General features: G+C 63.5%; 22 protein-coding genes and 1 other RNA gene. 7 read left to right on the top strand and 16 right to left on the bottom strand.

Annotated features, from left to right (window positions below; genetic code table 11):
• Positions 1 to 135: 135 nt before the first annotated feature.
• From CN311_RS28610 to CN311_RS28600, 3 genes are read left to right on the top strand one after another with little or no spacing between them, the layout of a single operon-like run.
• Positions 136 to 1,389 (top strand): NAD(P)/FAD-dependent oxidoreductase, encoded by a 1,254-nt coding sequence (locus CN311_RS28610; protein WP_097576976.1) that lies wholly within the window; start codon positions 136 to 138, stop codon positions 1,387 to 1,389.
• 37 nt (positions 1,390 to 1,426) lie between these two features.
• Positions 1,427 to 1,657, top strand: a complete 231-nt coding sequence (locus CN311_RS28605; RefSeq protein ID WP_097576975.1) for a type II toxin-antitoxin system ParD family antitoxin — start codon at positions 1,427 to 1,429, stop codon at positions 1,655 to 1,657.
• A 10-nt stretch (positions 1,658 to 1,667) separates the two neighbouring features.
• The gene (locus CN311_RS28600; protein ID WP_165779884.1) at positions 1,668 to 1,988 is read left to right on the top strand and encodes a type II toxin-antitoxin system RelE/ParE family toxin; all 321 of its coding nucleotides are present in this window, start codon (positions 1,668 to 1,670) and stop codon (positions 1,986 to 1,988) included.
• Positions 1,989 to 2,028: 40 nt separating this feature from the next.
• Here the strand turns inward: CN311_RS28600 and CN311_RS28595 are convergent, their stop codons facing one another.
• From CN311_RS28595 to ffs, 14 genes are all read right to left on the bottom strand, one after another.
• Positions 2,029 to 3,306: a 4-aminobutyrate--2-oxoglutarate transaminase gene (locus CN311_RS28595; RefSeq protein WP_097576973.1), complete on the bottom strand. Its 1,278-nt coding sequence runs from the start codon at positions 3,304 to 3,306 to the stop codon at positions 2,029 to 2,031.
• Between the two features lie 216 nt (positions 3,307 to 3,522).
• Complete coding sequence (locus CN311_RS28590; RefSeq protein ID WP_097576972.1) at positions 3,523 to 3,852, bottom strand: hypothetical protein; 330 nt, start codon at positions 3,850 to 3,852, stop codon at positions 3,523 to 3,525.
• Between the two features lie 29 nt (positions 3,853 to 3,881).
• A complete protein-coding gene (locus CN311_RS28585) occupies positions 3,882 to 4,631 on the bottom strand; it encodes an ABC transporter ATP-binding protein (RefSeq protein ID WP_097576971.1) in 750 nt (249 codons plus the stop codon).
• Positions 4,628 to 5,461 carry an ABC transporter ATP-binding protein gene (locus CN311_RS28580; protein WP_097576970.1) on the bottom strand — a complete coding sequence of 278 codons (834 nt, stop codon included), beginning with the start codon at positions 5,459 to 5,461 and terminating at the stop codon, positions 4,628 to 4,630. Before CN311_RS28580 ends, CN311_RS28585 begins: the two co-directional genes overlap by 4 nt.
• Positions 5,458 to 6,378 carry a nickel transporter permease gene (gene nikC, locus CN311_RS28575; protein ID WP_097576969.1) on the bottom strand — a complete coding sequence of 307 codons (921 nt, stop codon included), beginning with the start codon at positions 6,376 to 6,378 and terminating at the stop codon, positions 5,458 to 5,460. The genes CN311_RS28580 and nikC overlap by 4 nt, the downstream gene beginning before the upstream one ends.
• Entirely contained in the window at positions 6,375 to 7,442 is a 1,068-nt protein-coding gene (locus CN311_RS28570; RefSeq protein WP_097576968.1) for an ABC transporter permease, read from the bottom strand. Before CN311_RS28570 ends, nikC begins: the two co-directional genes overlap by 4 nt.
• A gap of 18 nt (positions 7,443 to 7,460) precedes the next feature.
• On the bottom strand, positions 7,461 to 9,104 hold the full coding sequence (locus CN311_RS28565; protein WP_097576967.1) for an ABC transporter substrate-binding protein: 1,644 nt from the start codon (positions 9,102 to 9,104) through the stop codon (positions 7,461 to 7,463).
• 248 nt (positions 9,105 to 9,352) lie between these two features.
• Positions 9,353 to 10,624 (bottom strand): lytic murein transglycosylase, encoded by a 1,272-nt coding sequence (locus CN311_RS28560; RefSeq protein ID WP_097576978.1) that lies wholly within the window; start codon positions 10,622 to 10,624, stop codon positions 9,353 to 9,355.
• A 178-nt stretch (positions 10,625 to 10,802) separates the two neighbouring features.
• Entirely contained in the window at positions 10,803 to 11,408 is a 606-nt protein-coding gene (recR, locus tag CN311_RS28555; protein WP_097576966.1) for a recombination mediator RecR, read from the bottom strand.
• Between the two features lie 92 nt (positions 11,409 to 11,500).
• Entirely contained in the window at positions 11,501 to 12,484 is a 984-nt protein-coding gene (locus CN311_RS28550) for a cell wall hydrolase (RefSeq protein ID WP_097576965.1), read from the bottom strand.
• A 132-nt stretch (positions 12,485 to 12,616) separates the two neighbouring features.
• Positions 12,617 to 13,036, bottom strand: coding sequence for a hypothetical protein (locus CN311_RS28545; protein WP_165779883.1), 420 nt, complete (start codon positions 13,034 to 13,036; stop codon positions 12,617 to 12,619).
• Between the two features lie 15 nt (positions 13,037 to 13,051).
• The gene (locus CN311_RS28540) at positions 13,052 to 13,375 is read right to left on the bottom strand and encodes a YbaB/EbfC family nucleoid-associated protein (protein ID WP_097576964.1); all 324 of its coding nucleotides are present in this window, start codon (positions 13,373 to 13,375) and stop codon (positions 13,052 to 13,054) included.
• Between the two features lie 31 nt (positions 13,376 to 13,406).
• On the bottom strand, positions 13,407 to 15,248 hold the full coding sequence (locus CN311_RS28535) for a DNA polymerase III subunit gamma/tau (protein ID WP_097576963.1): 1,842 nt from the start codon (positions 15,246 to 15,248) through the stop codon (positions 13,407 to 13,409).
• Positions 15,249 to 15,371: 123 nt separating this feature from the next.
• Positions 15,372 to 15,468, bottom strand: an RNA gene (gene ffs, locus CN311_RS28530) — signal recognition particle sRNA small type.
• Positions 15,469 to 15,886: 418 nt separating this feature from the next.
• On the opposite strand from ffs, the gene CN311_RS28525 reads away from it, so the two are divergent.
• From CN311_RS28525 to CN311_RS28515, 3 genes are read left to right on the top strand one after another with little or no spacing between them, the layout of a single operon-like run.
• The gene (locus tag CN311_RS28525) at positions 15,887 to 16,306 is read left to right on the top strand and encodes an HIT domain-containing protein (protein WP_097576962.1); all 420 of its coding nucleotides are present in this window, start codon (positions 15,887 to 15,889) and stop codon (positions 16,304 to 16,306) included.
• Positions 16,307 to 16,347: 41 nt separating this feature from the next.
• Positions 16,348 to 17,289: an NAD(+) diphosphatase gene (gene nudC / locus CN311_RS28520; RefSeq protein WP_097576961.1), complete on the top strand. Its 942-nt coding sequence runs from the start codon at positions 16,348 to 16,350 to the stop codon at positions 17,287 to 17,289.
• A gap of 22 nt (positions 17,290 to 17,311) precedes the next feature.
• Entirely contained in the window at positions 17,312 to 17,614 is a 303-nt protein-coding gene (locus CN311_RS28515) for a Dabb family protein (protein ID WP_097576960.1), read from the top strand.
• 52 nt (positions 17,615 to 17,666) lie between these two features.
• On the opposite strand, the gene CN311_RS28510 is transcribed toward CN311_RS28515, so the two are convergent.
• Together CN311_RS28510 and CN311_RS28505 are read right to left on the bottom strand one after the other, a co-directional pair.
• Positions 17,667 to 18,530, bottom strand: coding sequence for a prephenate dehydratase (locus CN311_RS28510; protein ID WP_097576959.1), 864 nt, complete (start codon positions 18,528 to 18,530; stop codon positions 17,667 to 17,669).
• A gap of 23 nt (positions 18,531 to 18,553) precedes the next feature.
• Positions 18,554 to 19,282, bottom strand: a complete 729-nt coding sequence (locus CN311_RS28505) for a 3-deoxy-manno-octulosonate cytidylyltransferase (RefSeq protein WP_097576958.1) — start codon at positions 19,280 to 19,282, stop codon at positions 18,554 to 18,556.
• 193 nt (positions 19,283 to 19,475) lie between these two features.
• On the opposite strand from CN311_RS28505, the gene CN311_RS28500 reads away from it, so the two are divergent.
• Positions 19,476 to 20,135, top strand: a complete 660-nt coding sequence (locus CN311_RS28500) for a c-type cytochrome (RefSeq protein ID WP_097576957.1) — start codon at positions 19,476 to 19,478, stop codon at positions 20,133 to 20,135.
• Positions 20,136 to 20,320 lie beyond the last annotated feature (185 nt).

Genomic DNA, 20,320 nt, shown 5'->3' with positions numbered 1-20,320 from the left:
CACGACAGGTTGCCGTGAGATCACGATTGACAGGTGGCCATTCCGGGTGCGACCCCGACCACGGCTCTTGCGACGGCGCCAGACAATCGCCATGTGGCGGAACGTCCTAGAATCGAACGAGAAAATCGGACTGCGATGAAGAACGGTGTGGTCATTGTCGGTGCGGGTCACGCGGGCGTGCAAGCGGCCGCCAGCCTGCGCGAGGAGGGTTACGACGGGCCCGTGATCCTTGTCGGCGACGAGAGCGAGCTGCCTTACCACAAGCCACCGCTGTCGAAAACCTTCATCAAGGACCAGGAAGCCAAACCGCAGCCGCTGCGCGGCGAGGCCTTCTACACCGGCAGCACCATCGACTACCGGCCAGGCATCAAGGTCGAGCGCATCGATGCCGCAGGCCAAAGGCTGGAAATATCGGGCGGCGGCATGCTGCCCTTCGACCGGCTGATCCTGGCGACCGGCTCGCGACCGCGCATCCTGCCGCTGCCGGGCGCCGATCTTGCCGGCGTGGTGTCGCTGCGCTCGCTCGCCGACGCGCGGCTGATCCGCGAGCTGAGCGCGCGAAGCGAGGATGTCGTCATTCTCGGCGGCGGCTTCATCGGGCTGGAGATCGCCGCGACGCTCAGAGCGGTGGGCCGCAAGGTGACCGTCGTCGAGGCCGTCGACCGCCTGCTCGGCCGCGCGGTGGCGCCGGTCATCGCCAGCCATGTTCGGCAGCGACTGCAAGCTAGCGGCGTGCGTATCCTCACCGGCACCACAATTGCCAAGCTGGAAGGCGAAAACGGCCGCGTCTCGGCGGCGGTGACGTCGTCCGGCGAAAGGCTGCCGGCGCAGATGGTCATCATCGGCATCGGCGTGGTGCCGAATGTCGAGCTGGCGCAGACCGCCGGCATTGCGATCGCCAACGGCATCCGCGTCGACCAGCAGATGCGCAGTTCGGTGCCCGAAATCCTCGCCATAGGCGACGCCGCCTCCTACCGACACTGGTTCACCGGCGCGGATGTGCGGCTGGAATCGGTGCAGAACGCCACCGACCAGGCGCGGCTTGCCGCGCGCACCGTTCTCGGCTACGAGGACGCCTTTTCGGCAGTGCCGTGGTTCTGGTCCGACATCGGCGACATGAAGCTGCAGATGGTCGGCCTGACCTCGGGCGGCGACAGCCATGTCGTGCTGGGCGATTTGGCCGAGAACAAGTTCTCGATCTACCACTATGCCGCAAACCGGCTGCTCGGCATCGAATCGGTCAATCGCCCCGGCGATCATATGCTCGGCCGCAAGATGCTCGGCGCCGGCTTCTCGCCGCCGCCGCTGACGGTCGCGGCGGGGCCTGACGCGCTGAAGGCGGCTCTAGCCGCGTTTCATACCATGGAACCAGCCAAGGCTAGTGCCTAGGGTTGCCAATTTTTGCCATAGGCAATAAAATCTCTCAATGAGCACAATGAATATCTCCCTGCCTGACAGCTTGAAGCATTTTGTCGATCGGCAAGTGGCGGATCGCGGCTATGGCACGAGCAGCGAGTATGTGCGTGAATTGATCCGCTACGATCAGGATCGTCAAATGCTGCGCGGTTTGCTCCTCGAGGGCGCGTCATCCGCGCCGGGCACTCCCGTTGACGACGACTATTTCACAGCGCTGCGAAAACGAGCGCATGGCCGATAAGTAAGTGGCCATAAAGGCAATTATTCCTCGAACCCTTGCTTTGCGGGATATCGAAGACGCTGTTGATTATTATGCACGCGAAGTTGGTTCGCATACGGCGTTGGGCTATGTCGAAGACCTCCAGAATGCCTACGAACTGATAGCCAGCCATCCGGCATCCGGCTCCTTGAGGTATGGCTATGAAATTGGATTGCCCGGCCTGCGTAGCGTGCAATTCAAGCGCTATCCATATCTGATTTTCTATCTTGAACAGACCGACCATATCGATGTGTGGCGGGTGCTGCATGCCAAGACGGACATTCCGGCCTGGTTACAGAATCCGAGCTCGTGACGGCACGTTCGGCCGCCAGCAGAAATGAGGCGCCGCCCGTTCAGGCGGCGCAGACTTCGCGGATCGAGCTTTCCAGAATGTCGAGCGCTTCGTTCATGACGCCGTCCTGGATGGTGATCGGAGCGAGGAAGCGGATGACATTGCCGTAGACGCCGCAAGTGAGCAGGATCAGTCCCTTGTCGAGCGCCTTCAGCCGGATAGCATTGGCGATTTCCGCCGAGGGCAGGCCCTTCTTGACGTCGTTGAACTCGACCGCGTTCATGAAGCCCGGACCGCGGATGTCCACAATCTCGGGGACTTCGTCGCGGATCGACTGCAGCCGCTGCTTCAGCCGGGCGCCTAGCGCGTTGGCGCGGTCGCAGAGCTTTTCCTCGTCGATCACGTCGAGCACGGCGTGTGCCGCCGCAACGCCGATCGGGCTGCCGCCATAGGTGCCGCCGAGGCCGCCAGGGTTCGGCGCATCCATGATCTCGGCGCGGCCGGTGACCGCCGCCAGCGGGAAGCCGCCGGCCAGGCTCTTGGCCATGGTGGTGATGTCGGCGGCCACCTCATGGTGATCCATGGCGAACATCTTGCCGGTGCGGGCAAAGCCGGTCTGCACCTCGTCGGCGATCAACAGCATGCCGTGCTGGTCGCAGATCTTGCGCAGCGCCGTCATGAAGTCGCGAGGCGCCTCGTAGAAGCCGCCCTCGCCCTGCACCGGCTCGACGATGATGGCGGCGACACGGGCCGGGTCGACATCGGCCTTGAACAGCCGGTCGAGTGCCGCCAGCGAGTCGGCAACGGAAACGCCGTGCGGCGCCACCGGGAACGGTGCATGGAAAACATCGGCCGGCATGGCGCCGAAGCCGACCTTGTAGGGCACGACCTTGCCGGTCAGCGCCATGCCCATGAAGGTACGGCCATGGAAGCCGCCGGAAAAGGCGATGACCGCCGGACGGCCGGTGGCATTGCGGGCGATCTTGATGGCGTTCTCCACGGCCTCGGCGCCGGTGGTGACGAAAATCGTCTTCTTGTCGAACTTGCCGGGCAGCATGGCGTTCAGCCGCTCGGCCAGCCTGACATAGCTCTCATAGGGCACCACTTGGTGGCAGGTGTGGGTAAAGCGGTCGAGCTGCGCCTTGACCGCCTCGATCACCTTGGGGTGACGGTGGCCGGTGTTGACGACGGCGATGCCGGAGGAGAAGTCGATATAGCGGCGGCCCTCGACGTCCCAGATCTCCGAATTCTCGGCGCGGTCGGCATAGATCTGCGTGGTCATGCCGACGCCGCGCGAGATCGACTGGTTCTTGCGTTCGGAAATGGCTGAGTTCTTCATTTTTCCCCCTCGCCGGGCCGGCGCCCGTTCTCGTTTGGATGACTGCTGGGAGTTGTTCTGACCTTATTTCACGTTTTCCTCAAGTTGGCACCGGTGGGAGGCGATTGGGCCTGCCGCCGGCCCGGCGCTTTATGTGACGTGGTTCAAGATCGAGGAAGCCGAACGGCCAGCAAGAGCCACCTGTTTTGGAGAGCGGGAACCGCTGCAAGCTCCGACTTAGGGCTTTGCTGGATCATCGTTGTCATTAAAGCCCACGGGCGGCGATTTTGCCCGTTGCCAAGGCGACGATTTCGAGCTGCGCCAAGCGTGCCAGCCCTCCGGCAAGTCGGCCAATTCGAGGATGCTTTCATCTCGCTCAACCATTTCCTCCAGGGCGACGATCATTATGTCGCCGTCATCGACGGGTCCGGGCTCGCTGTTGTGAAATTGCCAGCTGCCGTCTTCATCGTCATGCGACACATATGCGATCCAATCATCCCGGCGGAAGATGCCCTTGTCTACGAACACCGCGACATTGGGCGGATCTGAAAACTTCCATTCGCCCATAATATTCCCCCAAAACAGTCCGAGCGAAGTCACACCGTCCTCACAAACCCCTCGCTCGCCCTGAGGAGGTTGCGCGTATAATCCTTGGTCACGCGGTGCCCGACAAGCTGGCTTGCCGTGAGATTCTCGACCGCCTCGCCGCTCTGCATGACCATCAGCCGCTCGCACATATGGGTGATGATGGCGAGGTCGTGGCTGACCATCAGGAAGGTCAGTTTGCGCCGCCGCCGGACCTCTTCCAGGAGGTTGAGCACTTCCGCCTGCACCGAGGCGTCGAGCGCCGAGGTCGGCTCGTCGAGCAGCAGGATCGACGGTTCGAGGATGAGTGCACGCGCGATCGCCACGCGCTGGCGCTGGCCGCCTGACAATTGATGCGCATAGCGGAAGCGGAAGCCGGTGCCGAGGCCGACTTCGTCCAGCGCGCGCGCGATGCGCTTCTCGCCGTCAGCGAAACCGTGGATGGCGAGCGGCTCCTGCAGCAGGCGGTCGACGGTCTGGCGCGGATGCAGCGAGCCATAGGGATCCTGGAAGACCATCTGCACCTCGCGGTAGAAGGCCTTGTCGCGGCCCTTGCCGAGGTTCTTGCCGTTGACGGTGATGCTGCCGGAGGCGACGGGCGCGAGTCCGGCGATTGCCCTCAGCAGCGTCGACTTGCCGGAACCGGATTCCCCGACGAGCCCATAGGACTCGCCTGACCTGACTTCGAGGCTGACGCCCTTCAGCGCGCGGAAGCGGTCGAAGATCACCTCCAGCCCGTCGACGGAAAGCGCCGCATTCATACCGCCCACTCCGGCTTGCGGTCGAGCACCGGCAACGGGTGGCGTTCGAAGCCGATCCTCGGCATGCAGTTGAGCAGGCCGCGCGTGTAGGGATGCTTGGCGTCGCGAAGCTCCGATGCCTTGAGCTGCTCAACCACCTTGCCGGCATACATGACGATCACCCGGTCGCAGAAGGAGGAGACCAGGCGCAGATCGTGCGAGATGAAGATCAGCCCCATGCCGCGCTCGCTGACCAGCCGGTCGAGGATGCCGAGCACGTCGAGCTGCACGGTGACGTCGAGCGCCGAAGTCGGCTCGTCGGCGATCATCATCTGCGGACCGGCGATCAGCATCATGGCGATCATGGCGCGCTGGCCCATGCCGCCGGAGACTTCGTGCGGGTGCAGGTCGAAGACGCGTTTGGGGTCCCGGATCTGCACGGCCTCCAGCATGGCGAGCGCGCGGTCGCGGGCTTCCGCCTTTCCGACCTTCTCATGCGTGCGCAGAGTCTCGACGATCTGGCGGCCGATGCTCATCACCGGGTCGAGCGAATATTTCGGATCCTGCAGGATCATGGCGATGCGTTTTCCGCGCAGCGCCCGGCGCTCGCGCGGCGGCGCGGCAAGCAGGTCGATGCCGTCGAAAGCGAGCGTCCTGGCTGTCACCTCCGCCTGCGGCGGCGTCAGGCCCATGATGGCGCGGCCGGTCTGCGACTTGCCGGAGCCGCTCTCGCCGACGATGCCCAGCCGCTCGCGGCCAAGCGAGAAGGAAACGCCGCGCACCGCCTGGACCTGGCCGATGCGCGTCGGAAAGTTGACGCGCAGATCATCGACCTCGAGAAGGGTGCTCATTGGTCGCCGCTCCGGGGATCGAGCGCGTCGCGAAGGCCGTCGCCGAGCAGATTAAAGCCAAGGCTGACGATGAGGATGGCGAAGCCAGGCGCACCCGCCACCCACCACTGGTCGAGAATGAATCTGCGGCCCGACGCGATCATGGTGCCCCATTCGGGCAGCGGCGGCTGGGCGCCGAGGCCGAGAAAACCAAGGCCTGCGGCGGTGAGGATGATGCCGGCCATGTCGAGCGTCACCCTGACGATGAGCGAGGAAATGCAGAGCGGCATGATGTGGCGCAGCACGATGCGGAGGGGCGAGGCGCCCATCAATTGCACCGCCTTGATGTAGTCCGAATTGCGCACGGTGAGCGTCTCGGCGCGGGCGATGCGGGCATAGGGCGGCCAGGATGTGACGGCGATGGCGAGCACCGCGTTCTCGATGCCGGGGCCTAGCGCGGCGACGAAGGCCAGCGCCAGCACCAGCTTAGGGAAGGCGAGGAAGATGTCGGTGATGCGCATCAGGATCGCATCGGTCCAGCCGCCGGCATAGCCGGCGACGGTGCCGACCAGCAGGCCGACGGGCGCCGCGATGATGGCGACCAGAATGACGACGTAGAGCGTCCAGCGCGAGCCATAGATGATGCGCGAGTAGATATCGCGGCCGAGGTCGTCGGTGCCGAACCAGTGCGCAGCACTTGGCGCGAGCAGGCGCGCGTTCTTCAAGTCGCCGATGGTCGGCGAATAGGGCGCCAGCACATCGGCGAAAGCCGCGACCACCAGCAGCGCAAGGATGATGAGCAGGCCGACAAACGCCAGCCGGTTGGCGGAAAAGCGCCGCCATGCCACATAGGCGCGACCGAGCCGCGCCTGCATGCGCGAGGCTGGCCGCTCGCTGAGCAGCCAGTCGCGGCGGCTCTGAACGACTTGCGCGCTCATCCGGCCTTGGTCCTCGGATCGAGCACGCGGTAGAGCAGATCGGAAAGAAGATTGATGCCGATGAAGACCGAGCCGATGATGATGGTGCCGCCGAGCACGGCGTTCATGTCGGCATTCTGCAGCGAATTGGTGATGTAGAGGCCGATGCCCGGCCAGGAGAAAACGGTCTCTGTCAGCACCGAGCCTTCGAGCAGGTTGGCGTAGGAGAGTGCGATCACCGTGACCATCGGCACCGCGGCGTTGCGCAGCGCGTGGGCCCAGACGATGCGTCTCTCGGACAGACCCTTGGCGCGCGCCGCGACGATGTATTCCTGCCCCAGTTCGTTCAGCATGAAGGAGCGCGTCATGCGGCTGATATAGGCGAGCGATAGATAGCCGAGCAGCGAGGCCGGCAGGATGATGTGGCGAAAGGCGTCGTAAAAGACATCCCATTGCCCCTGCATCGCCGCGTCGAGAAGATAGAAGCCGGTGATCGGCGTGAAGGTGTATTCGTAGACGACGTCGAGCCGTGCCGGAAAGGCGACCCATTGCAGCTTGGCGTAAAACAGCACAAGCCCGAGCAGGCCCAGCCAAAAGACCGGCACGGAATAGCCGATCAAGCCGACGATGCGCGCGACCTGGTCGATGAGGCTGCCGCGCCTGACCGCCGCCAGGACGCCGAGCGGCACGCCAATGACCGCACCGATCAGCGTGCCCAGCGTCGCCAGTTCGATGGTCGCCGGGAAGGCGCGGCGAATATCGGTCATGACTGGATTGGTGGTCAGCACCGATGTGCCGAAATCGCCGTTGAGGGCGTTTTTCACATAGATGTAGAACTGTTCGATCAGCGGCAGGTCGAGACCCATCTCGCGGCGCGTGCGCTCGACGACGGCGGTAGGAGCCCGGTCGCCCAGAACGGCCAGCACCGGGTCGATCGGGATGACGCGGCCGATGAAGAAGGTCACCGCGAGCAGACCGAGATAGGTCGTTATCGCGATGACCAGGAAACGGCCGATCGACGATAGAACAGCGACGGCGCGGGCACCGCCGCGTTCCGCCGTCGCCTGGTTTTCAGCCACGCTCACGCGACGCGTCCGCCGGCGCTATTCCTTTGAGACCGAACCGACGAAGTTGGTGTCGAAGCTCGGGCCGAGCGCAAAGCCCTTGAGGTTCTTGCGCAGGCCGGCCACTTCCAGCTGCTGATGGATGACGACGAAGGGGCTGGTGTCGAGGACCTTCTGCTGCAGATCCTTGTACATGTCGGCGCGCTTGGTCGAATCCTTCTCGAGCAGCGCGGCTTCGGTTTCCTTGGTCAGGTCCGGAATGTCCCAGGCGTTGCGCCAGGCGAGCGTCTTGATCTTGGCGTCGTCGGAGTTGTCCGGGTTCGAGGCGAAGGTCTGCGCATTGGAGTTCGGATCGAAATAGTCCTGGCCCCACTGGCCGATATAGATGTCGTGGTTGCGGGCGCGATACTTGGTCAGCGTCTGCTTGCCGTCGCCGGGAATGATCTCCAGCTTGATGCCGGCCTGTCCCAGCGTCTGCTGGATCGATTCCGCCATGCCGGTCACCGGCTGGTTGCTGCGCACGTCCATGGTTACGCTGAAGCCGTCCGGCAGGCCGGCCTTGGCCAGCAGTTCCTTGGCCTTGGCGACGTCGAGCTTGAACGGGTTCTCGTTGAGCTCGCCGAGCACGCCCTTCGGCAGGAAGGTCTGGTGGATCTCGCCGATGCCCTTGAGGATGGTTGAACTCAGTGCGTCATAGTCGACCAGATATTTGAACGCCTGGCGAACTTCCGGCTTGGCGAGGTTCGGGTTCTTCTGGTTGAGGCTGATGTAGTACACCGTGCCCTTTGGCGCGCTGGTGGAGGTGAGATCGGCGTTCTTGGCGATGGCGTCGAGATCGTTCGGTTCGAGATTGCGGGCAACGTCGATGTCGCCGGCCTCGAGCGCCAGGCGCTGTGCCGAGCTTTCCTTCATGTTGCGGTAGATGACGCGGGCAAGCTTGGCCTTTTCGCCAAAATAGTTGTCATTGCGTTCCAGGACGACGGCCTCGTTGGCACGCCATTCACGCAGTTTGAACTGGCCGGAGCCGGCATAGCCGGTCTTCAGCCAGGCATTGCCGAAATCATTGTCCCATTTGTAGTCGTCGCTCGGCGTCACCGCCGCGACATGTTCCTTGACCAGCTTGGCGTCGACGACCGAGGCGACCGTCGCCGACAGGCAGTTCAGCACGAAGCTCGGCGCATAGGCCTTGTCGACCGTGAACTGGAAGGTGGCGTCATCGACGGCCTTGGCTTTCTCAGTGACATTGCCGCCATGGATGCCGAACTGCCCGATGATGAAGGCCGGGCTCTTGTCGAGCTTGATGGCGCGCTCGAAGGAATAGGCGACGTCGGCCGCCGTGATCGGATTGCCGGAGGCGAATTTCAGGCCCGGCTTGAGCTTGAAGGTATAGGTCAGGCCATCGTCGGAGACGGTCCAGCTTTCGGCGAGGTCGCCCTTGACCTTGGACGTGTCGCTGAGGTCGAGGCGGACCAGAAGATCATAGGTGTTGCCGGTGACCTCGGCAGTCGACAGCTCGAACGCCTCGCCCGGATCCATGGAGATGATGTCGTCGATCGCGAAGCCTTCGACCAGCGTATCGGCGGGCGTGACGGCAAGGGCGGGCGCGCCGGCCAGAAGCAGCGCGGACATGGCCGCGCCGGCGAGCAAGGTACGCGAGCGAAGAGCAAACTTTTCCATCATCATGGCGATTGTTCCCTGTTTTGTTGACCTGAGTTCCCGGCTCAGGATGTGGTGTTCTTTCCGGGCCGCAGTTGGCCTTTCGACCCCTTACCGTCATGGTTTTTGTCCAGTTGGTCAACACCTTATCCGGCTGCTTGAGGGCCGGCAGCGAGCATTGCGCGAGGGCGCATGGCTTCATGGCCTGTGCCGGTCAACGAGCACGAGCCGGCTAGCAGATATCAACGACCGGGCAAAATGCGGCGCTGTTTCAGCTACTTGAGGGTGGAAACCAGATCGGCATCGGGAAAACAGGTGGCGGCGCGGCCGTTCTTGGCCTGCCATTTGCCGATCGACCGGCGCGTCTTGAACCCGGGCAGGCCGTCGGCGCTGCCAACATCATAGCCCTTGGCTTCCAGCGCCCGCTGCAGGGCGGCGATATCAGATCTGTGCAGACCGCCGACCGCACCCCAGCTACCGGAAAAATTGCTGTCGCCATGAGCAATGCGATCGGCGCCATGGCCGATGAACAGGGCATAGAGGTCGCTGGTGTTGTATCCCTTCAGCACGTAGAAATTCGGCGTGGCGATGAAGGCTGGACCGCTGCGGCCGGCCGGCATCAAAAGAAATCCTTCCTTTTTCAATTCGCTCGCCGGAAACGCCTTGCCGCCGACGCGCTTGATACCCATTGCGGCCCAATCGGAGATCTTCTTGCCCTGGTCGGGGCCTTCGAGCGAGCAGGAAACGGTCTCGGGCATTGTTACCTCGAAGCCCCAGCCACGGCCCTTCACCCAGCCGTAATGCACGAGATAGTTGGCGATTGAGGCCAGCGTATCCGGTACCGAATTCCAGATGTCGGCGCGGCCGTCGCCGTCGAAATCGACGGCATGTTTCAGGAAGGATGTCGGCATGAATTGCGGCTGGCCGAGCGCGCCCGCCCAGGACGATTTCATCGCGCCGACCGGCGCCAGGCCGCGCTCGACGATTTCGAGCGCGGCCAAGAGCTCGGTGCGAAAGAACGCTTTCCTTGTCGACATGAACGCCTTGGTGCCCAGCACTTCAAAGGCGTCGTAGGGCATCTTCGCCGCGCCGAAGCCGGTCTCGCGGCCCCAGATCGCCAGCAGAACCTCGCCCGGCACGCCGTAGCGCTTCTCGATCGCGGCAAGCGTCCTGGCATTGGCCGCCTCGCGCGTTCGGCCGCCCGATGTGACGGCGCGAACCGTCTTTTCGGCGAAATAAGCGCCGGGCGAACCGAATTCCGCCTGATGCTGCTTCTGCGGCGTCGTCGCCTTCTTTCCCGGCAGCACCAGGTCGGGCAGTTTGAGGTTCGGTTTGACGCCGTCGAAGGCGGTATCAAAAGTTTTCTCGGAGATGCCTTTTGCCTTGGCTTCGGGCCACAGGTCGTTCTGCAGCCAGGCGCGGAACTGGTCGTCGATTGGTGCTGCGGAAGCTGGGGTGGCTAGCAGGAGGGCAACGAGGGCTGCAAGAAAAATCGCTAATCCGCAAAGTCGACGTTCTGTCGCACCCCCCTCTGTCCTGCCGGACATCTCCCCCACGAGGGGGGAGATTGGCAGCTTTGACGACGGCGCCTTTTCTCCAGCGCTGGAGGTTGGCGAAAGCCGGCGTGACATCCAATCTCCCCCCTCGTGGGGGAGATGTCCGGCAGGACAGAGGGGGGCGCGAAGGAATGCAATCATCTCGGGAGCTTCCTCGACCGCAATCTTGTCAAAACGCCGTCCGCGAGCGCAGCGCCGCGGCCAGCGTGCCTTCGTCGAGATAGTCGAGTTCGCCGCCGACCGGCACACCATGCGCCAGCCGTGTCACCTTGATCTCGAAGCCGGAGAGCTGATCGGTCAGGTAATGCGCCGTGGTCTGGCCCTCGACCGTGGCGTTGACGGCGAGGATCACCTCCTTGACCTCGCCACCGGCGACACGATCGACCAGCGAGCGGATGTTGAGCTGCTCGGGCCCGATGCCATCGAGCGGCGATAGCGTGCCACCAAGCACGTGGTAGCGCACATTCATGGCCGCCGCCCGCTCCAGCGCCCACAGGTCGGAGACATCCTCGACGACGATGAGCGTGCCGGCATCGCGGCGCGGATCGGTGCAGATCATGCAAGGGTCCGACGTATCGACATTGCCGCAGGTCGAGCAGATGCGCACCTTGTCGACGGCCTCGCTCATGGCGGCGGCGAGCGGCGACAGCAACTGCTCCTTCTTCTTGATGAGATGGAGTGCCGCGCGCCTGGCCGAACGGGGACCAAGCCCCGGCACCTTGGCCAGGAGCTGGATCAGGCGTTCGATCTCGGGACCGGCGATTCGCTTGGACATCGCCCTGATCTAGGATTTTTCCACGCGTTTTGGAACACCGCGGCTCCATGCATGATCCGCCATGTGCGCATGGCGGATCATCGAGGAATGGCTCAGTAGGCTTCGAGCGGCCGGTTCTGACTGACAATCATCGCGCCAATGGCGTCTGTATTCTCAGGCGTCGACTGGAATCCCATCGCCGCCTCTTGCGGTGCGTTCGGGACCGACGAGATCACCTGCCGAGTTGCCGGTTCGCCGAAACGGGAAGCATCCGGCTCCTGCATGGGCTCCTGCATCGCAACTACTGTAAGCTTCGCAGCACCTGTGCCCTTCGCCGGCGACGCAGCGGCTGTCACGAAAGTCTGTTGGGCAGGAGCGGTCCGGACGGCCGCGCCTTTGGCCGAACGCGGGGACTCGGCGGCAGCAGTGACATAAGCCTGCTGGGTCGGAGCGGCGCGGACAACCGTCTTGACCGGAGGCACCGGCTCTGCCGATGCAACGAGCACGGACGCGGCGGGCGCCTTGGTTTGTGTCGAGGCCACGGCGACCATCGGCTCGTCGGGCAGCGGCTGCCAGTTGCGTCCACGCTTCTCGTAGAAGGCGTTGCCGCCGGCAACCATGGTGTAATGCATATTCTTGTAAGGGAAACGCAGGCCGGCAGTGTGGAAGAACATCGTGTTCTTCAGCTTGGCCTTGCGCTCACCCTTGAGCACGGCTTCGGCGGCTTCCTCGACGTCGGGCATCGCCTTCGAATTCATCGGCCGCGTCATTACGCCCGGCGCGAACTGGCCGCGCTCGCCGACCACCTGGCAGATAGTGTTGCCGTGCTTGCCGGAGCGCAGCCGGTTCATCACCACCGTGCCGACGGCAATCATGCCGTCACGGCTCGACCGGTTGGATTCGAAAAACATCGCCCGCTGCAGGCACTCCCTGTCCTTCGGCGTGTAACCATAGGCCCGCGAACTCAGGAAGCCCGGCGTTATCGCATCAGTCAGGCTAGACATGCCGTGCGAAGTGGTCTGGCTGCAGGCGGCCAAAAACAACGGAGAAGTGACGACGCCGAGCAACAACGGCATCTTCCATGGGGTAGAGATCAAAAGTGTCCCCTCGTTTCTGCTGCCCAGCCCGCCTCTGGTTGCGGCAAGAATGAGACACTTTCAGGCAAAAAGATGGCTAAAGCGTTATTAAGTGGAAAGTGGCAGAATAGCCACACCCGATCAGGAGCAGGTTTAATCGGCTGACGGCACGAACCGTTGCCCGGGTTCGGCCTCTTCGAACGCCTCCGAAAACAGCCCGCGTTGCAGGAACAGCAGTCGTGCATCCCTTGCTTTGGGCGCAATCCGACGCGGCCAGTCACTCTCGACGAACTCGGCTTTGGTGAAGTCAGGGGTTGCCGCGCAGGCTGCTTCAAGAAAATCGGCGATTTCCAGCACGACCGCGCGTTCGTCCCTCGAAAGAGCCGACATGCCGGATTCGATCGATGGGCGGTGGACGAAATCCTCGAAGAGATTGAGATAACCGCTGATCCCGACCAGATCCACGCCGTTGTCGCAGTCGGCGAGGATTTCCAGGATCTCATAGATCCTGTTTCGGACGCGCTGCTCTATCAGCCTGGCCGAAGGGTCTTCGGTCACGGGTGCCGCTGGCATGGCCGGATCCCGATCCTAGAACGGCAGCTTCATTCCCGGCGGTATCGGCAATCCCGCCGTCAGCGCCTTGGTCTTCTCCTGCATGACCTGCTCGACCTTGTTCTTGGCGTCATTGTGAGCGGCGAGCAGCAGATCCTCCAGGATCTCGACCTCGTCCTCCTTGAACAGCGACGGGTCGATCTTCAGCGACTTCATCTCGAATTTGCCGGTCAGCGTCACGTTGACCAGTCCGCCGCCGGCCTGGCCGGTGGCCTCCAGCGTGGCGATCTCATCCTGCATGGCCTGGAACTTGGCCTGCATTTCCTTCGCCTTGCCCATCAAGCCGAGAAGATCTTTCATGGTCCGATCCTTTGCAGGTTCACACGGTTGGTCAGGTTTCGTCGTCGTCGGCCGCCGGCTCGACCGGCATTTCGGCCTCGGCCTCATCGGCTTCCGGCGCGTCGGGAATGCGCACATCGATGATCTTGGCGCCGGGAAACCGCGCGAGGATGGCGGCGACGGTCGGGTCGCTCTTGGCATCGAGGAAGGCATTTTCGCGCTTTGTCGATTCCATCTCGGCCAGCGTCTGGCCGCCTTCTTCCTTCGACAGCGACACCAGCCAGTTGCGGCCGGTCCAGGCGCGCAGCTTGGCGGTCAGATCGTTGAGCAGCATCTTCGGCGCGTCGGCAGTCAGGCTGACATCGATGCGGCCGGGCTCGATGCGCACCGGGCGCACGCAGCGCTTCACCAGCACCTTGAAAGCCATGTCGCGATTGGCGTCGGCAAGGGCGACGATGTCGGCCAGCGATTTCACCGGCACCGGCGGGATCTCGACGACCGGCTCAGGCGGCGCAACAAAGGCAACCGGCATGGGTTCGGGGTCGACCAGCCGCATCGTCTGCGCGCCGCCATTGGCCGCCGGCATCCGCGTCTGGGTCACGGTGCTGGCGCCGCCGCCATTACCAGAACTTGCCTGGCCAGAATTTATCGAGCCGGAGTTTGCCGGCGCCCCATTCGAACGCGGCGCGCCGTTCGGGCCCGCACCCTCCAGCGACTTCAGCGCCTCGTCCAGTGTCGGCAGGTCGGCGGCATGCGCCAGCCGGATCAGCACCATTTCAGCGGCGCTGACCGGCCGGTTGGAAGACTGCACTTCGGGAATGCCCTTGAGCAGCATCTGCCAGGTCCGCGAGAGCACCCTGACCGACAGCGCCTTGGCGAAGTCGGCGCCGCGCCGGCGCTCGTCCTCGGACAGCGAGGCATCTTCAAGGGCTGTCGGCACGAAACGCAGACGGGTGACGAGGTGATTGAACTCGGCAAGATCGGTCAGCACCGCGGCCGGGTCGGCGCCGATGTCATATTGGGCTCGGAACTCGGCAAGGGCGGCGGCCACGTCACCCTTCATCACATGTTCGAACAGGTCGACAATGCGGGCGCGATCGGCCAGCCCCAGCATGGCGCGCACGGCCTCGGCAGTGACCTTGCTGGCACCGTGGGCGATCGCCTGGTCCAGAATCGATTGGGCGTCGCGCATCGACCCCTCGGCGGCCCGCGCAATCATCGCCAATGCCTGGTCCTCGGCATCGATGCCTTCGAGGCCGGCAATGCGACCAAGATCCGTCTTGATCACCGCCGGATCAATACGCCTGAGATCGAAACGCTGGCAGCGCGACAGCACGGTGATCGGCACTTTGCGGATTTCAGTGGTGGCGAAGATGAACTTCACATGCGGCGGCGGCTCTTCCAGCGTCTTCAGCAGGCCGTTGAAGGCCTGGGTGGAGAGCATGTGCACTTCGTCGATGATGTAGACCTTGTAGCGCGCGGAAACCGGCGCATAGCGCACGCGTTCGATGATGTCCCTGATGTCATCGATGCCGGTATGGGAGGCGGCGTCCATTTCGATGACGTCGACATGGCGGCCTTCCATGATCGCCTGGCAATGCTCGCCCGGCACGGAAAGGTCTACCGATGGCTGGTCGACGGTTGATGTCTTGTAGTTCAGCGCCCGCGCGAGGATGCGCGCGGTCGTGGTCTTGCCGACGCCACGCACGCCGGTCAGCATCCAGGCCTGGGCGATGCGGCCGGTGGCAAAGGCATTGGTCAGGGTGCGAACCATCGGCTCCTGGCCGATCAGTTCGGAGAAATTCGAAGGACGGTATTTGCGCGCCAGAACGCGATAGGCGACGGCCCCGCCTTGAATCGCTCGGTCGGTTCCCGAATTTCCGGCTTCGCTCATTCGCCCGTAAAGCTCCAAAGGCCACGTCTGCAAGGCGGCCGATTCCTGCCCGTAGTCTCGCCCGCAGGGCTTGGCGCCGTCAATGTCGCCGAAGAAAGGCGGGGTCGCGGGAGAAAGGCGAAGGCGGGAGGCTGGAACAATGACCCGTTCCGGGCTCGTTAGGGCTGCTTCCTTCCGGACCTGACCCGGTTGGCGAGTGGATCGTCCACCACCAACCTCCCGCTTTCCATATCGGCAATTCGGCGGTGAAATGCAAGAGCGCAGGACCAATCAGCCGGGGATGGCATCAGAGGCTGAAACAAAAACCCGCCTCGGCGGCGGGTCATCGGCGCAACTCAGCACCCTGCCGAGACATGTAGCATAGTTGAGGGCACAAAGCAAGAACAAATACGCCTGCCTTCGGTTACGGAGATTGGCGGAAACCAAGGCGACATCCGATCTCTTCCCTTGCGAGGGAGATCGAAAGCTTCGCCGATGGCGCTTGGTTCGCAATGTTCGAGGTGCCCGGCAGAGCGACGAGGGCAGCGCCGACCTGAAGCGATTCCTCCGATGATTCGCTCGCGGGCCTCTTGCGGCCCCTTGGCAGCCGCTCTAGCGTTCATCGTTTGAGAAGAACACTACAAAGCGAGGAAACGCCGATGCTGCCGGGCCTAAAGGCCGGATTCACGCTGGATGCCCGCCTGGAGGCCGACAGCGAGCAGCTTATGTGGCTCGGGCTGTGCGAGTTGCGGGTGATGAACGACAGGCGCTGGCCGTGGCTGCTCTTGGTGCCGCAGCGGCCGGACGCGGAGGAAATCCACGACATGACGCCGCTCGACCAGGCGATGTTGACCTTCGAGACCAATATGGTGGCGCAGGCGCTGAAGCGCGTGACCGGCTGCACCAAGATCAACACCGGCGCGCTCGGCAACATCGTGCGCCAGTTGCATGTCCATGTCATTGCCCGCTCGGAAGGCGACCCCGGCTGGCCCGGCCCGGTGTGGGGGCACGGCATGCGCGAGCCCTACCAGCGCTCGGACCTGCGCCGATTTGCCCAAACGATCAAGGCAGCGTTATAAGCCTGTCTGGTATCCACCCTTGAGTTTTTCCCGAGTCTCCCATGAGCTTCCGCCTGTTTGACGCGCCCTTGCGCGAGCCGAGCCAGTTCGTCGGCTTCGCCGGCAACACGATTGACCGGCAATCCGAAAACCGCGCCGACGATTCCGTCGAAAAGGCGCTTGCCGACCCATCGACAAGGCTTTTGCTGATGCATGGCGGGCGGCTTTATCTGAAATCCGGAGACGGCGGCTTCGATCCCTGGTTCGGCGCCAAGGAGAGCCAACCGCTTGAGGCGTCGCTCGACCTTGGCGTGCTGCTCGGCTTTTCCGAACATGGCCCGGTGCTTGCCGTGCCCGCTGGCATCGAGCCCGAACAACTGCCGGAGACGATCAAGGCTATCGACTACCGCTCGGTCTATATGCAGGGGCTGATCGACGAAGCGGCGGCCGGCGCGCTGGCGCAAGGGGCAGCACTGCTCGCCTGGCATGCGAGCCACCGCTTCTGCAGCAAATGCGGCACGGAGTCCGAAATGCGGGCCGGCGGCTACAAGCGGCTTTGCCCTGCCTGCGGCACCGAGCACTTTCCGCGCACCGACCCGGTGGCGATCATGCTGACGGCGACGCCCGAAAAATGCCTGCTCGGCCGCGGGCGGCATTTCGCGCCGGGCATGTATTCCGCGCTTGCCGGCTTCATCGAGCCGGGCGAGACGATCGAGGCGGCAGTACGCCGCGAAACGCTGGAGGAAGCCGGCATCCGGCTTGGCCGCGTCGTCTACCATGCCAGCCAGCCCTGGCCGTTCCCCTATTCGCTGATGATCGGCTGCTTCGGCGAGCCGCTCAACGACGACATCCAGGCCGACCTCAATGAGCTGGAAGACTGCCGCTGGTTTTATCGCGACGAGGTGCGTTCGATGCTGGCCCGCGAGCATCCAGGCGGCCTGGTCACGCCGCCGAAGGGGGCGATTGCCTATAACCTCATCCGGGCCTGGGCAGACAGCGCATGAGGGACATCGCAGGGAGAAAGAAATGATCCGTCATACCGTCGTGTTCACGCTGAAGCATGCACCGCACTCGCTCGAGGAGAAACGGTTCCTCACTGACGCCAAGAGAATCCTCACTGGGATAAAGGGCGTCACGCATTTCGAGCAATTGCGGCAGGTCAGCCCCAAGAACGACTATCGCTTCGGCTTCTCGATGGAGTTCGCCGACCAGCGGGCCTATACCGGCTACAACGACCATCCCGACCATGTCGCCTTCGTTCGCGATCGCTGGATCCCGGAGGTCGAGGCCTTCATGGAGATCGACTACGTGCCGCTCGGTCTGCTCTGATTTTGCCTTGCCGCGCCGACGCTCGGGCCGAGGGGCACGCGGGTTACGCGCGTCAGTCCGCCACCTTCCATTGCTCGCGCGATTCGCTGGCGGGATAGACACCCAGTATCCGCATTTCGCGCGAGAAGAAGCGCAGTTCGTCGAGCGCGAGCTTGACCAGCGGATCGTCGGGATGGCCCTCGATATCGGCATAGAACAGCGTCGCCGTGAAGGCGCCGAGCTGATAGCTCTCCAGCTTGGTCATGTTGATGCCGTTGGTGGCGAAACCGCCCATCGCCTTGTAGAGCGCGGCCGGCACGTTGCGGACGCGGAAAATGAAGGTCGTCATCATCTTGGTGTCGGCCGAGGTGCGCTCGGCCCATTGCTTGTTCCTGGTCAAGACGACGAAGCGGGTGACGTTGCTGTCGGTGTCCTCGACATTCTCCTCGATAATGTCGAGCCCGTAGAGCGTCGCGGCCAAAGCCGGTGCAAGCGCCGCCATGGTGCGGTCCTTCACCTCGGCGAGATGCTTGGCGGCGCCCGCGGTGTCACCGGCGACGATCCCCTTCCAGCCGTTCTTGCGGATGTATTTGCGGCATTGGCCGAGCGCATGGATATGGCTATGCACGGTCTTGATCTCGTCGCGCTTGACGCCCGGCAAAACCATGAGCTGGAAATGGATCGGCAGGAAATATTCGCCGATAATGTGCAGCTTCGATTCCGGCAAAAGGTGATGGATGTCGGCGACGCGTCCGGCGATGGTGTTCTCGATCGGAATCATGGCGAGGTCGGCCTTGCCGGTCTCGACGGCATTGAAGGCATCCTCGAAGGTCGGGCACGGCAACGGCTCCATATCAGGGAACATGTTGCGGCTGGCGGTGTCGGAATTGGCGCCCGGCTCGCCCTGGAAGGATATTCTGTTGGTCTTTTCAGGCATGCCAATGTCTCGGTTGAAATGTCTCAGATTGAAAGGATGGCTCTGGCGCGTTCAAGGTCTTCCGGCGTGTCGACGCCTAGCGGCAGCGACCGCACGATCTCGGCGTCGATGCGCATGCCGGCCTCCAGCGCGCGCAATTGCTCCAGTCTCTCGCGCCGCTCCAGCGGCGACGGCTTCAGCGCGACGAAGCGTTCGAGCGCCGACCGGCGGTAGGCATAGAGGCCAATGTGGTGATAGAGCGGCCCCTCGCCCCAGGGCGCCGTGGCACGGGTGAAGTAGAGGGCCCGCAGCCGCGTCCCGGACAGCGGCGATCCGACGATCTTGACGACGTTGGGATTGGTCTTTTCCTCGTCGCGGGCGATCTCGACGCCGAGCGTGGCGATGTCCACCGCCGGATCATCGAAAGGCTTCAGCGCGGCATTGATGGTGCCGGGATCGATCGTCGGCAGGTCGCCCTGTACATTGACGATGGTTTCGACCTTGCGCCCGGGGTCGAGCGCGGTCAGCGCCTCGAAGATGCGGTCGGAGCCCGACTCATGGTCCGTGCGCGTCATGACAGCCTCGAAACCGTGCAGACGCACCGCTTCGGCGACGCTTTGCGTATCGGTGGCGACCACCACCCGGCCAAGCCCGGCATCGGCGGCGCGGCGGGCGACATGGACGATCATCGGAGCGCCGGCGATGTCGGCCAGCGGCTTGCCCGGCAGGCGGGTCGAGGCCATGCGGGCCGGGATGAGGATCAGCGTGGACATGACGACGGCAAGCGTTCGAAAAAGAGGATGGGAAAAGTGGCAAAAGGTCTCACTGGAAGCGCCCTTATAGGTGTTGCAACGCCGGAGCAAAAGACCTAGTTTCCGCCCGATTTGACCGGCTCCGAGGGCTGGGTCGAGATACCGACGGACGGAGTGGACGGATCGGTCCGCCGGAAAAGGGAGCCTGGGGCGTATGGACTCTTTCGAAATCAACAAGCTGATCGGCGGGCTGCTCGGAACCGTGTTCGTAGTCTTCTCGGTCGGCCTTGTGTCCGATGCGCTGTTTGCCTCCCCCGCCCCGGAAAAGCCCGGCTTCATCATCGAGGCCACCGAGCCCACCGAAGGCGGTACGGCAGCTCCAGCGGCCGAAGCCAAGCCGATCGCCGACCTGCTCGCCACCGCCAATGTCGAGGCGGGTGCGGCCGTGTTCAAGAAATGCCAGGCCTGCCATTCCGGTGAGAAGGGCGGCCCGAACAAGGTCGGCCCCGACCTGTGGGACTTGATCGACCGTCCTGTCGCCGAGCATGCAGGCTTTGCTTATTCGGCCGGCATGAAGGAATTTTCCAAGGGCGGCGCCGAGAAGTGGACCTACGACAACCTCAACCACTTCCTTACCTCGCCGAAGAAGTTCGTGAAGGGCACGGCTATGGGCTTCGCCGGCCTGCCCAAGGACGAGGACCGCGCCAACGTCATCGCCTATCTGCGCACGCTGTCGGACAATCCGAAGCCGCTGCCGACGCCTGGCGCTTCGGCCGATGCGGCCAAGCCGGCTGAAGGTGCCAAGCCAGCGGACGGTGCCGCCAAGCCGGCTGAGGGAGCCGCTCCTGCCAAGCCCGCGGCGCCCGCTCAATAAACAATTTGTCACAGTGACTTCCTTGGAAAAGCCGGGTTCGTCCCGGCTTTTCTGTTAGGAAAGCTGCATGGGCGGCGACAAAGGCCGCACTTGCGGTTTCCACCGGCGTCAAATGATCTAGATTGCGGGTGGTCGGAGCAATTCCAGGAAAGCGGGAACCGGTTTCCGTCGGAATTGCGTTTAAG

It is taken from the genome of Mesorhizobium sanjuanii (genome assembly GCF_002529485.1).
Lineage (GTDB): Bacteria > Pseudomonadota > Alphaproteobacteria > Rhizobiales > Rhizobiaceae > Mesorhizobium > Mesorhizobium sanjuanii.
Note: the sequence above shows the minus strand (reverse complement) of the source record. Positions and strands in the feature narration are given on the sequence as shown.